This window comes from Pseudomonas sp. S2_C11 (assembly GCF_054668395.1).
This window is the reverse complement of record NZ_CP162765.1, coordinates 1081983-1094766: the sequence shown is the minus strand read 5'-3', so window position 1 is coordinate 1094766 and position 12784 is coordinate 1081983. Positions and strand designations below refer to the sequence as shown.

The 12784-nt window shown below is 60.5% G+C and carries 9 protein-coding genes, 4 tRNA genes and 1 pseudogene; 5 read left to right on the top strand and 9 right to left on the bottom strand.

Translation table 11 applies throughout. The annotated features are described in order from the left end of the window. Positions 1-172: 172 nt before the first annotated feature. On the top strand, positions 173-1912 hold the full coding sequence (locus tag AB4N48_RS05090; RefSeq protein ID WP_460094903.1) for a dipeptidase: 1740 nt from the start codon (positions 173-175) through the stop codon (positions 1910-1912). A gap of 136 nt (positions 1913-2048) precedes the next feature. Here AB4N48_RS05090 and AB4N48_RS05085 read toward each other — a convergent pair. The 4 genes from AB4N48_RS05085 to AB4N48_RS05070 form a co-directional block, all read right to left on the bottom strand. Then, positions 2049-2124, bottom strand: a tRNA-Gly gene (locus AB4N48_RS05085). 3 nt (positions 2125-2127) lie between these two features. Further along, positions 2128-2203: transfer RNA gene (locus AB4N48_RS05080), tRNA-Glu, on the bottom strand. Between the two features lie 104 nt (positions 2204-2307). Further along, positions 2308-2383, bottom strand: a tRNA-Gly gene (locus AB4N48_RS05075). 2 nt (positions 2384-2385) lie between these two features. After that, positions 2386-2461: transfer RNA gene (locus tag AB4N48_RS05070), tRNA-Glu, on the bottom strand. A 384-nt stretch (positions 2462-2845) separates the two neighbouring features. On the opposite strand from AB4N48_RS05070, the gene AB4N48_RS05065 reads away from it, so the two are divergent. Further along, positions 2846-3604, top strand: coding sequence for a hypothetical protein (locus AB4N48_RS05065; protein WP_039764159.1), 759 nt, complete (start codon positions 2846-2848; stop codon positions 3602-3604). 254 nt (positions 3605-3858) lie between these two features. Here AB4N48_RS05065 and AB4N48_RS05060 read toward each other — a convergent pair whose 3' ends face one another. The 4 genes and pseudogenes from AB4N48_RS05060 to AB4N48_RS05045 all read right to left on the bottom strand — a co-directional run bounded on the left by AB4N48_RS05060 (position 3859) and on the right by AB4N48_RS05045 (position 8288). Further along, positions 3859-4563: a methyl-accepting chemotaxis protein gene (locus tag AB4N48_RS05060; RefSeq protein WP_415763996.1), complete on the bottom strand. Its 705-nt coding sequence runs from the start codon at positions 4561-4563 to the stop codon at positions 3859-3861. 204 nt (positions 4564-4767) lie between these two features. Continuing rightward, positions 4768-4944 (bottom strand): annotated as a pseudogene (locus AB4N48_RS05055) (HAMP domain-containing protein); the annotation flags it as partial. A 990-nt stretch (positions 4945-5934) separates the two neighbouring features. Further along, positions 5935-7335 (bottom strand): aminotransferase-like domain-containing protein, encoded by a 1401-nt coding sequence (locus tag AB4N48_RS05050; protein ID WP_056788172.1) that lies wholly within the window; start codon positions 7333-7335, stop codon positions 5935-5937. A 191-nt stretch (positions 7336-7526) separates the two neighbouring features. Next, complete coding sequence (locus AB4N48_RS05045; RefSeq protein ID WP_016773663.1) at positions 7527-8288, bottom strand: SDR family oxidoreductase; 762 nt, start codon at positions 8286-8288, stop codon at positions 7527-7529. Between the two features lie 237 nt (positions 8289-8525). On the opposite strand from AB4N48_RS05045, the gene AB4N48_RS05040 reads away from it, so the two are divergent. Then, entirely contained in the window at positions 8526-9530 is a 1005-nt protein-coding gene (locus AB4N48_RS05040) for an NADP-dependent oxidoreductase (protein WP_460094902.1), read from the top strand. A 126-nt stretch (positions 9531-9656) separates the two neighbouring features. On the opposite strand, the gene pyrF is transcribed toward AB4N48_RS05040, so the two are convergent. Further along, positions 9657-10355 (bottom strand): orotidine-5'-phosphate decarboxylase, encoded by a 699-nt coding sequence (gene pyrF, locus AB4N48_RS05035; protein WP_041479471.1) that lies wholly within the window; start codon positions 10353-10355, stop codon positions 9657-9659. Positions 10356-10617: 262 nt separating this feature from the next. Here pyrF and AB4N48_RS05030 point away from each other — a divergent pair, with 262 nt between their 5' ends. Together AB4N48_RS05030 and AB4N48_RS05025 are read left to right on the top strand one after the other, a co-directional pair. Continuing rightward, positions 10618-11367: a response regulator gene (locus tag AB4N48_RS05030; RefSeq protein WP_041479472.1), complete on the top strand. Its 750-nt coding sequence runs from the start codon at positions 10618-10620 to the stop codon at positions 11365-11367. Beyond that, positions 11367-12416 carry an ATP-binding protein gene (locus tag AB4N48_RS05025; RefSeq protein ID WP_095181600.1) on the top strand — a complete coding sequence of 350 codons (1050 nt, stop codon included), beginning with the start codon at positions 11367-11369 and terminating at the stop codon, positions 12414-12416. The genes AB4N48_RS05030 and AB4N48_RS05025 overlap by 1 nt, the downstream gene beginning before the upstream one ends. Positions 12417-12784: the final 368 nt, after the last annotated feature.

The window sequence follows — 12784 nt, the reverse complement described above, 5'->3', positions numbered from 1 at the left end:
CCCGGCCATCACCCGCCGGGACTTTTTCATTTGTGCGTCTCTTTTGCATTTCTGTGCGACAGATCAAGTTTGTGACTCCCTCTTCACCTGCTCATGGTGGTAGGTTGCAAAATGTTTCTGCCGCAAGCGTCAGACATATTTTCCCAATCTCTAGCAAAGGAATGCCTGTTACATGGTCTTTTCCCTGAAAAAACTGGCCGCTGCCACTCTGGTCATGGCCAGCCTCACCGCGTTTACCAGCGCCGCACAAGCCAACATCACTGCCGAGCAAAGTGCAGCGATCCTGAAATCCTTTGACGGCAAGAGCTTGACGGATTTCCGCAGCTTCCTTGGCAGCCTGGCGAAAAGCGACCTGGCCAAGACGGATAATCTCAACCCGTCCATCAGCGCCTTCCTCGACAACAAGACCCTGAACGCCGAACAGCAGAATGAAATTCACCGTCTGCTGGGCATTTATACCCGCGTGAAATATGGCAAGGCCGCGCTGGAAACCCTGCGCCAACTCGTCGAGATCCCGACCTTCCGCAAGGACGGCGTGGAGCAACACGACAACCCGGAATTCATCAAGATTGCCGGCGAGATCCAGAAACTCGCCGAATCCTTTGGTTTGAAATTCCGCAACATCGATAACCGTATCTACGAAATCTCTCTGGATGGCAAAGGCGACGAAGTCGTTGGCATTCATGCCCACGCCGATGTGGTGCCGGTGACGCCGGAAAACTGGGTGCTGAAAGATGGCACCAAACTCGACCCGTTCAAAGTCACGCTGATTGGCGATCGCATGTACGGTCGTGGCACAGAGGATGACAAGAACGCGATCGTCGTGGCGCTGTACGCCATGAAAGTGATCAAGGACGAGAAACTGCCACTGGCGCGTAACTTCAAGCTGCTGGTCGACACCACCGAAGAAACCAGCGGCGACGCCATTCCCTATTACTTCGAGCGCAACCCGACGCCGAACTACAACATGGCGCTGGACGGCGGTTATCCGGTAGTGATCGCCGAAAAAGGTTACGGCATCGTCATGGCCAACTTTGCCAAACGCAAAGGCGAAGGCAACGGCGCGGAAATCATTTCGATGACCGGCGGCAAGGCGACCAACCAGATTCCGTCCGCGTCGGTGGCCACGCTGGTAACCGACAAGCCTGCCAAGCTCGCCGCCAGTCTGCAAAAAGCCGGCGACGCCTACGCCAAAGCCAACGGCGGCGACTTCGAAGTCGCGGCAAAGGTTGATGGCAAAAACGTCAAACTGACCGTGACGGGGGTTTCTGCGCACTCCTCCGAACCAGAGTCCGGCGTCAACCCGGTCGCGCGGATGCTGAGCTTCATCAACAGCCTGGACGGCAAAGTCGCGCTCAAGCACAGCCAGTTCACCGATGCCGCACGTTATGCCGATGACAACTGGGGCCTGGATTATCTGGGCAAAAAACTTGGCGTGGGCTTCTCCGATTCGTTCATGGGACCACTGACCACCTCGCTGACCTACGTCGGCGAGGACGACAAAGCCTTCAAACTGGCGGTGAACCTGCGGGTGCCGAAGGGTAAATCCCCGGAAAAGCTCAAGGCTGAGATCGCTGAGAAACTGGACGCCTGGAGCAAGAAGACTCACGTTGCCGTGGCGTTCGACTACTCAGTGGCCGAACCGATGTATCGCAACCCCGAGGGTGAGTGGGTCAAGGCGCTGCTTGCCGTAGCCAGCGAAAACCTCGGCATGAAGTCGGAATTCGGTACTTCCGCTGGCGCGACTTCGGTTCACGAATTGCCGAACGGTGTGCAATTCGGCCTGGCGCGACCGGAAGCCAAATACACCGGCCACACCGATGGCGAATTCAAGACCGTCGACCAGTTCCTGCTGGATCTGCAGATCGTCACGGAAATGATGGGGCGTGTCGGGCAGTTGCCGAAGCTGTAAAGCCCTGCCTGAGCCCAGTCACCGATGACCGGGCTCAAAATAAAAAAGGACCTGTGAAAAGGTCCTTTTTTATTGCCACCACAAAACGCGCACAAACAAAAACGCCGATCATCACTGATCGGCGTTTTTGTGAAATTGGAGCGGGAAACGAGACTCGAACTCGCGACCCCGACCTTGGCAAGGTCGTGCTCTACCAACTGAGCTATTCCCGCAAATGGCGTCCCCTAGGGGACTCGAACCCCTGTTACCGCCGTGAAAGGGCGGTGTCCTAGGCCACTAGACGAAGGGGACACGCTACCCGGAACACATGGTGTGTGTTTCGGTGTCCAGATCCGCATCCGAAGATTTGGTTCTGGTTTCACTCAGCACCGCCCGAAAGCACTGCTGTTTAAAATTGGAGCGGGAAACGAGACTCGAACTCGCGACCCCGACCTTGGCAAGGTCGTGCTCTACCAACTGAGCTATTCCCGCATTGGCGTCCCCTAGGGGACTCGAACCCCTGTTACCGCCGTGAAAGGGCGGTGTCCTAGGCCACTAGACGAAGGGGACACACTACAACATTCACTCCCTGCCGCGTTTCGCTGTGTGCTTTACGCTGCAAGTGGCGCGCATTCTATGGATGGATTGAGAGGTCGTCAACCCCCTGATATAAATTTATTTAAATCAATGACTTCGACCCGGATTACGGGCCGCGTAAGGCTTTTCCGTCGTCCGAAACCTGACGCCTATATTCCGCCACTCGCCAAGACGTTATAGTCCACCGCACAGTGATGGCAATCTGCACATCAAGCGCCAGCATTCATCTATACCGCTGGCGGCCGATACAGATTGCAGCAGCCGATCAAACCCGTCGAGCGGCGCTAGGCGCCTAAATGCCCAGCCACTACACTCGCATGCGAACCCTATAAAGAGGTCTTACCGGTGACACCACTCATGATCACCCTGCTAGTCGTAGCCGGGATCGCAATTCTGATCGCCATTGGCTACATGAACCATGTGGTGGAAAACAACAAACTGGAGAAGGCCCGCACCAAAGTCGAACTCAACGACCGCCTGCGCCGCTGCGGCGAACTGACCGAAACCTTCCCCGGCCAGTTCATGACCCCGGCGCTCAAGTTGCTGCTGACCCGCCTGGAACTCAACGTCTGCCAGCGCCTGCTCAATCTGGAAAAGACCAGCGCAACCACCAAGGCCCGCATCACCGAACTCAGCGCCCTCGTTGCGCAAGGCGAATCGATCCCGGTGAACAACCCGCCCGCGCCGATCCTCACCGAAGCCAAAGCCAAAGACGTGCGCTTCCTCCTCGAAGCCCTGCACGGCCAGATCACCCGCGCCGCCCACGACGGCTTCCTGCCACCGAACGAAGCCAAACAATGGATCCGCGAAGTGCGCCACATCCTCGTGCTGCTGCACATCGAATTCTTCAACAACCTCGGCCAACAGTCCCTGCAACAAAACCAACCCGGCCAGGCCCGCCTCGCCTTCGAACGCGGCGTGCAATATCTGCGCAAACAGCAGGACCCGCAGATGTACGCGGAGCAACTGCAATACCTGGAAAAACTCCTCGCCCGAGCGAACGCCCAGGTCATGGACAAGATTGCCCCGGTGGAAGGTGAAGAAAACCAACTGACCGCCGGTTTGAAGGATGTCGAAGCCGATGCGGACTGGAAGAAAAAAGTGATTTACGACTGAGGCGGGAATGCTGGAAGAGAAGCCACCGTTATTGGTGGCTTTTTTGTGGGCGACTTGAAAGAGAATGTGAATTGAAGGCCGCTTTCGCGAGCAGGCTCGCTCCCACATTGGGAAGCAGTGTTCTCAGGTAAAAATCGGTCGGGTGTCAGGCCGCCGTCGCTGGCAAGCCAGCTCCCACAGAACAGCAAAAGCAAGACTGGGCCATCCCCACGCGGCGAAGCCGAGAGCCTGGCCGGCCCGAGGGCCGCCAAGGCTCAAAGCCGAAAATGCCCAACCATCGAGCGCAACTCGCCACCCAACTGCGCCAGCTCAACACTCGAAGCCGCATTCCCGCGCATGGCCACGGAAGAGTGATCCGCACTCGCACGAATCTGCGTAACACTGCGATTGATCTCCTCCGCCACCGAACTCTGCTCCTCCGCCGCCGCCGCGATCTGCTGATTCATCTGCTGAATCAACGACACCGCCGCGGCAATACTCCCCAGCGCACTCTCGGTCTGCAACGCATCACTGACCGCCAGCTTCACCAGTTCGCCACTGCTGCGAATCTGCTGCACCGACGACTGCGCCGCCGCGCGCAGGGCACTGACCAAGCGTTCGATCTCCTCGGTCGATTGCTGCGTACGCCGTGCCAGCGCACGCACCTCATCGGCCACCACCGCAAACCCCCTGCCCTGCTCGCCGGCGCGCGCGGCTTCGATTGCCGCGTTCAGCGCCAACAGATTGGTCTGCTCGGCCACGCTCTTGATCACCTCCAGCACCGTGCCGATATTCTGAATTTCGGCGCTGAGGCTCTCGATGCTGGAACTGGCCGAGGTCGCTGAATCCGCCAACTGCTCGATCCGCGCCATGCTTTGACGCACCACCTGCTGGCCGCTCTCGACCTTGTCATCCGCCGTCTGCGCCGCGAGAGCTGCTTCTTCGGCATTGCGCGCGACGTCATGCACGGTGGCGGTCATCTGGTTCATGGCGGTGGCGACCTGCTCGGTTTCCTCCTTCTGGCTGTTGACCTCCAGATTGGTCTGCTCGGTCACTGCCGACAGCGATTGCGCGGAACCGGCCAAGCGCTCGATGCCGGCCTGCAAGCCGCTGACAATCGTGCCGAGACCGGCAGCCATCTGCTGCATGGCCAACATCAATTGCCCCATTTCATCGCGGCGCGTCACCTCGACCTTCGCCGTCAGATCACCCGCAGCAATCTGCTGCGCCACGCGAATCACACTGCGCAGCGGCGCCACGATCAGGCGCGTGATCACCCACGCGGCGAGCAATCCGACCAACAAGGCCAGCGCCGAAGAGCCAATGATCAACACCGTGTTCTTTTTCAGCTCCGCCTGCATCGAAGCATCTTCGGCGACATAGGCCTGATTGACCCGGTCCACCACCTGCGCAGCGCGCTGATGCAGTTGCTCGTACACAGTTTTTTCTTGCGCCAGCAAACCGGTGTATTCAGCCAGTTTCTCGTTGAATCCGGCGATATGCCCCGACACTTCGTTGAGCACAGTCAGATAGCCCTCGTCCTTGACCGTGGTTTTCAGCGCCTCGGCCTGCTCCTGCGCTTGCGCGGCCTGCTCGATGTTGCCTTGGCCGGCATTGTCGGCATCGCCCTTGCGGCTTTGATCCAGCCGCACCCGCGCTTCGTTCATCGCCTGCAGCATCAGTCGCGAGACCTGACTGACCTGATTCGCCTGTTCGATGAACTGGGCGCCGTCCTTGCCCTCGGTGTCTTTCAACGTATAGGCGCCATCATCGGCCAGCCCGCTCTGCAACACGTCGAGGTTATTGGCCACGCTGGACACCGACCAACTGGCCATCTCCAGCGCGAGGTCCTTGGCCTGGCTCAGCGAGACGAATTCATCGAAGGCCTTGCGATACGCGCCCAGCGCTTGCTCGACATCGCTCATCACCGGCACATTGGCCGGGGAATGTGCCTTGAGCTCGCCGGCTAGAACAACCAGCCCATCGACGCCTTCGCGCAAGGCATCGGCGGTTTTCGGATTGCCGCGCAGGGCGTATTCCTGCTCGAGCAGGCGCACCTTGAGCAGGCCGCTGTTGAGCGCGGACATCTGCTTCAAGCCGTCGAAACGCAGACTGATGGTTTGCAGCGACCAGACGCCGATCGCCGCCACCAACGCAGTCAGCAACAAGACGAGCACAAATCCGATACCCAGTTTTTTCGCCATACCGAGGTTGGCAAAACGTCCTTGCACGGCCGAAATCATTGCGCGTAGTCCCCTGCCAAAGTCTGTTGCCGAAGATTCGCAACGGGCTCGAACCAGCACAAGACTCTGGCGTCGGAATAATGGCAAAAAGCTACGCCCGCGTCGTTTTCAGAATGCTGGAGGTCGATCCGCGCAGGTATTGCGAAAAAACTGCCGCGCCCGTGGGTCGCAGGCACAGGCCACATTGATGCGCTGCCAGTCACCGCACTCACCGCTGGGACTGAAAGCGTCCGCTGCTGACAACTCCAGCCCGCAGTGCTGGGCCTGCCTGCGCACCGACGCCTGGTCGCGCAAGCGTGCCCGCGCCCAGATAAACAGCCCGCCAACCGGCTTGCCGAACACTTCCCACTCGGCGTCTTCCAGTGCCTGCAAGGCCGCCGCGCGATCGGCATTCAAGCGCTGACGCTGGCGCTGCACCAGTTTGCGATAGGCGCCGGTCGCCATCAGTCTGGCCAATACCGCCTCGGCCAGCCTCGAACAGCCCAGGCCGCTGATCATCTTGACCTCCGCCAGGCGCTTCAGCAGTTCGCTGTCCGCCAGGACAAAACCGACCCGCAACGAGCTGCTCAGTGTCTTGGAGAAGCTGCCGACATAAATGACCCGGCCGCCATGGTCCAGCGCCGCCAACCGCGTACCGTTGCCGGTGTGCAGATCAGCGTAGACGTCATCTTCGATCACGCGCAGGTCGTAGGTCTTGCTCAACTGCACGATACGCTGGGCCACCGCAGGCGTCAGGCAACTGCCGGTGGGATTGTGGTGATGACTGCCGATGAACAGGGCGCCGGGACGAAACTGACGCAGCACCGACTCGAGCATGTCGATGTCCGGCCCGCTCGGCGTACGACGAACTTCGAGCATCTGTACGCCGTGCAGACGCAACAGGTCAAACAACGGTGCATAACCGGGCGTTTCCACCACCACGCAATCGCCAGCCTTGAACAGGGTGCGCACGATCAGGTCAAGCGCATGACTGGCACCGCTGGTGCTCATAAGCCGGGTATTGCAGGCGTCGATATTCAGCAGTTTCAGACGCTTGGCAATTTGCTCGCGCAACGCTGGCAACCCCAGTGGCGAGCTGTAATTGAACAGGCTGGCCATGTCGGTGCGTGCCACCTCGCGCAGCGCGTAGCTGAGGTCGTCGGGCTCACGCCAGCTCGGCGGCAAGCCTCCTTGCCCCAAGATCAAGCGACCCGTCGAAGCGCTCACCTCATCGCACCACGCATGGCGGCCCTCGAACACTGCCAGTTCCGAGTCCGTTTCGCGCAATGCCGGCGAGGCCGCGACGATGAATCCCGCGCCCTGGCGTGTGGTCAATACGCCTTGCGAAACCAGGCGCTCGCAGGCTTCGACAACGCACGACTGGCTGAGCAGATTCCCCCGGGCGATTTGCCGTACGGAGGGTAACCGGGTGGCCGGCGGGATGCCGCTTTGCACAATCCAGTCAGTCATTCCGTCGACGATCTGCTGCACGACCGGCACCATTGCCTGTCGGTCAATTCTCAGTTCCATGAGCTCGCAAACTCCTGTCAGTTTTGCTGGCAGCAGTAAATCACAGCCGCACCGCCGAGGCTGTGCGACAACACCGCCAAATGCGCCAGTTCTAACGGTTTGATACACATTGTTTAACGGTATTCACAGGGACCGACCGCGAGGTACAAAAAAACCCGCACGCAGGCGGGTTCTTTGTATTTCGGCAACTTTCAGAACGCCGTCACGCCGCCGTCCACCGCCAATGAGTGCCCAGTGGTGAACGCTGCGCCATCGCTGCACAGATACAGCACCGCGCTGGCGATTTCCTCGACCTTGCCGATGCGTCCGACCGGATGCATGGCATTGGCGAATTCGCCTTTCTTCGGGTCAGCTTCGTAGGCGCGGCGGAACATGTCTGTGTCGATTACCGCCGGGCACACTGCGTTGACGCGGATTTTCTTCTTCGCGTATTCGATCGCCGCCGATTTGGTCAGGCCGATCACCGCATGTTTCGACGCCGCGTAGATGCTCATCTTCGGCGCCGCACCCAGCCCGGCTACCGACGCCGTGTTGACGATCGCGCCACCGCCCTGCGCCAACAGCAACGGCAATTGATACTTCATGCACAGCCAGACGCCTTTGACGTTGACGCCCATGATCGCGTCGAACTCGTCCAGCGTACCGTCGGCCAGTTTGCCCTTCTCGATTTCGATCCCGGCGTTGTTGAAGGCATAGTCGAGACGACCGTAGGTATTGATCACCTCATCCATCAGATTTTTTACATCGCTTTCCACCGTCACGTCGCAGCGCACGAAGGACGCTTCGCCACCGGCGGTACGAATCAGCGCCACCGTGCCTTCGCCTCCAGCCGCGTCGAGGTCAGCCACCACCACTTTCAGGCCTTCGGCGGCAAACGCCAGGGCTGTCGCGCGACCGATGCCGTAGGCGGCTCCCGTGATTACAACCACCTGACCGGAAAACGTCATGCTCATGGAGATGTCCTCGAATGCAAAAAAACTGGGAGATGTTGGCGTCGCAGCATAGCCAAGGGCAGCGAAAGCACGTCAGCACTATGCAATCGCTGTTTACCGGCGCATGCGCCGCAGTGATGAAACCCGCCCCGTAACCATCACTGCACTGGATGGACTCGCATTCGCCGTATCAGCCAACCTTGCGACATCGCCGTTGAAGAGCTATCAACAAGGCTTCATTCCATTCGAGTGCCTGTCATGACCAACCAGACCAATCGCCAGTTCCTGCTCGCCAAACGCCCGGTGGGCGCCGCGACCCGCGAGACTTTCACTTACCAGGAAGTACCGGTCGGCGAGCCACAGGCGGGACAGATTCTGGTGAAAAACGAATACCTATCCCTCGACCCGGCCATGCGCGGCTGGATGAACGAAGGCAAGTCCTACATCCCGCCGGTCGGTCTCGGTGAGGTCATGCGCGCACTGGGCGTGGGAAAAGTCATCGCTTCGAACAATCCTGGCTTCGCCGTCGGCGATTACGTCAATGGCGCCCTCGGTGTGCAGGATTATTTCCTCGGCGAGCCGCGCGGTTTCTACAAGGTCGACCCGAAACTCGCGCCATTGCCACGCTATCTGTCTGCACTGGGCATGACCGGCATGACCGCCTACTTCGCCCTGCTCGACGTCGGCGCACCGAAAACCGGTGACACCGTGGTGCTGTCCGGCGCGGCCGGTGCGGTGGGCAGCGTGGCCGGGCAGATCGCCAAAATCAAAGGCTGCCGCGTCGTTGGCATTGCCGGCGGGGCCGACAAGTGCAAATTCCTCATCGACGAACTGGGCTTTGACGGCGCCATCGATTACAAGGCCGAAGACGTCGTGGCCGGTCTGAAGCGCGAATGCCCGAAAGGCGTGGACGTGTACTTCGATAACGTCGGTGGCGACATTCTCGACGCGGTGCTGAGCCGCTTGAACATGAAAGCGCGGGTGGTGATCTGCGGCGCGATCAGCCAGTACAACAATAAAGAAGCGGTCAAAGGCCCGGCCAATTACCTGTCACTGCTGGTCAATCGCGCGCGCATGGAAGGTTTTGTGGTGATGGACTACGCCGCGCAGTTCGCCAGCGCCGCGCAGGAGATGGCCGGCTGGATGGTCAACGGGCAGCTGAAGAGCAAGGAAGATGTGGTTGAAGGGCTGGAGACGTTCCCGGAGACGCTGATGAAACTGTTCAACGGCGAGAACTTTGGCAAGTTGGTTCTGAAGGTTTAAGGCCAGCCTGAAACCAATGTGGGAGCGAGCCTGCTCGCGAAAGCGGTGGATCAGTCGGTAATGATGCCGACTGACACTCCCTCTTCGCGAGCAGGCTCGCTCCCACAGTTGGATCTTCAATAAGGTTCAGGCGATTTCCGCTACAACCGCCGCCAGCGCCTGCGCCGGGTTCGCCGCCTGGCTGATCGGACGGCCGATCACCAGATAATCGGAACCGGCATCCAGCGCCTGACGCGGGGTCAGAATGCGCCGTTGATCGTCTTGCGCACTGCCCGCCGGGCGAATTCCCGGGGTCACCAGTTGCAGCGACGGGTGCGCGGTTTTCAGCGCCGACGCTTCCAGCGCCGAACAGACCAGACCGTCCATCCCGGCCTTCTCGGCCAGTGCCGCCAGACGCAGCACTTGTTCCTGCGGCTCGATATCCAGACCGATACCGGCCAGATCCTCGCGCTCCATGCTGGTCAGCACGGTCACACCAATCAACAATGGTTGCGGACCACTGCGCTTGTCCAGCTCCTCGCGGCAGGCTGCCATCATGCGCAGACCGCCCGAGCAGTGCACGTTGACCATCCACACACCCATCTCGGCAGCGGCTTTCACAGCCATAGCAGTGGTGTTGGGGATGTCGTGGAATTTGAGATCCAGAAACACTTCAAAACCCTTGTCACGCAGGGTGCCGACGATTTCCGCCGCGCAACTGGTGAACAGTTCCTTGCCCACTTTGACCCGGCACAGTTTCGGGTCCAACTGGTCGGCCAGCTTCAGTGCGGCGTCACGGGTGGGGAAATCCAGGGCGACGATGATAGGAGTCTGGCAGGCGGACATGGATGGGCTCTCAGGCTGGTCGAAAACGGCGCGCATTGTAGCGGAACCGGCGGCGGCGCGGCACCCGATGATCGGTAAATCGTCGCGCTGGCGGTTATCAGCTTAGCCGGCGCGGCTATTGTGTCGACTCCGATACACAACCGACACGCCCGCAACAAGCATTCGGGTTAGCCTCGCCCGGCGCAACACGTCCTTACAACAGCACTTCCCGCCCCCCGGCCGGACGCCTATGCTGAAACCACCACTGGCAGTGAACAGCCCCATGCACAACGCCCCGACAACCGTGACGGATGAAAGCAAAGACGACAAGCGCTGGAGCATCCGCGCGCTGATCGTCGACGATGACGTGCCGATCCGCGAGCTGATGATCGATTACCTCGCCCGTTTCAACATTCACGCCAGCGGCGTCACCGACGGCGCGGCGATGCGCCAGGCGCTGCAGGGCGAACATTTCGACGTCATCGTCCTCGACCTGATGCTGCCCGGCGAAGACGGCCTGTCGCTGTGTCGCTGGCTGCGCGCCGAATCGGACATCCCGATCCTGATGCTCACCGCCCGCTGCGAACCCACCGACCGCATCATCGGCCTGGAACTGGGCGCCGACGATTACATGGCCAAACCGTTCGAACCACGCGAGCTGGTCGCCCGCATCCAGACCATCCTGCGCCGCGTGCGCGACGACCGCACTGACCAGCGCGCCAACATTCGCTTCGACAACTGGCGCCTCAACAGCGTCCTGCGCCAAGTGGTCGCCGACAACGGCCTGGTAGTGCCCTTGTCCAATGCCGAATTCCGCCTGCTCTGGGTCTTCATCGAACGCCCGCGCCGCGTGCTCAGCCGCGAACAACTGCTTGACGCCGCTCGCGGTCGCTCGATCGAAGCCTTCGACCGCAGCATCGACCTGCTGGTCTCGCGCCTGCGGCAAAAACTCGGCGACGACCCGAAAGCCCCGCAACTGATCAAGACCGTGCGCGGCGAGGGTTACCTGTTCGACGCGCGGGACATCGGCTGATGAAGGCGCGCTTCGACACCCTGTTCGGTCGCCTGTTCGGGGTGCTGTTCGCGGCGATTGTCCTGGCGCACCTGCTGGCCTTCGCCTGGTTCAGGCTCTACGGCCCTCCTCCGCCCCCACCACCGCCCGAGTTCTCAGCGAACATCGACGGCCAACCGCCCATGCACGACGCCGCTTATCCACCGAGACAAGCGCGCCCATGGTTCGGTGGCCCGGTGGTGCCGCTGACCTTTCAATTCATCACGCTGATGATCGCCGCCTGGTACGGTGCCAAACTGCTCACCCGGCCGATCCAGCGCCTGAGCGACGCCGCCGAGCGCCTGAGCGAAGACCTCGACAGCGCCCCCCTCGACGAATCCGGCCCGCGCGAAGCCCGGCAAGCGGCGCACACCTTCAACCTCATGCAACGGCGCATCCGCGAACAGGTCCAGCAACGCGCGCGCATGCTCGGCGCCGTCTCCCACGACCTGCGCACACCACTGTCACGCCTGAAACTGCGTCTGGAAAACATCAGCGACGACAAACTGCAAAGCCAGATGCGCCAGGACCTGGACGACATGATCGGCATGCTCGACGCCACCCTCACCTATCTGCACGAACAACGCACCAGCGAAGCCTTGCAGTTGCTGGACGTGCAGGCGCTGGTCGAATCGCTGTGCGAAAACGCCCAGGACCAGGGCGCCGATGTACAGGTCAGCGGCCACTGCGCGCCTTTGCCAGTGCAACCGATGGCGCTGCGTTCGTGCATCAACAACCTGCTGGACAACGCCCTGCGCTACGCCGGACAGGCACGGATTGAACTGCTGGAACAGCGTGAAGAGCTGCTGATTCGGGTGATTGATCACGGACCGGGTATTGCTGAAGAACAGCGGGAAGCGGTTTTTGAGCCGTTCTATCGACTGGAGGGATCGCGTAATCGCAACTCCGGCGGCGTAGGGCTGGGCATGACCATCGCCCGCGAAGCCGCGCAGCGGCTGGGTGGGCAGTTGGATCTGGAAGAAACGCCGGGTGGCGGGCTGACTGCCATTGTCCGCTTGCCACGGGGCTGAGGCTCAGCCGGCTTGAAGTGTGAGCGAGCCTGCTCGCGAAAGCGTCTGATGATTCAATGCCTTGGTTGAATGTATCGGCCTCTTCGCGAGCAGGCTCGCTCCCACAATGAAACTGAGTGTATTCGGCAGATATTGGTTGGATGTGGAGGCGCTATCGCTGGCAAGCCAGCTCCCACAGGGATCGAGTGGTTTCAGAGAGAGATGGGGTGGCTGCCAGGCCGCCTTCGCGAGCAGGCTCGCTCCCACAATGAAACTGAGTGTATTCGGCAGATATTGGCTGGATGTGAGGGCGCTATCGCTGGCAAGCCAGCTCCCACAGGGATCGAGTGATTTCAGAGAGAGATGGGTCGGCTGTCAGGCCGCCTTCG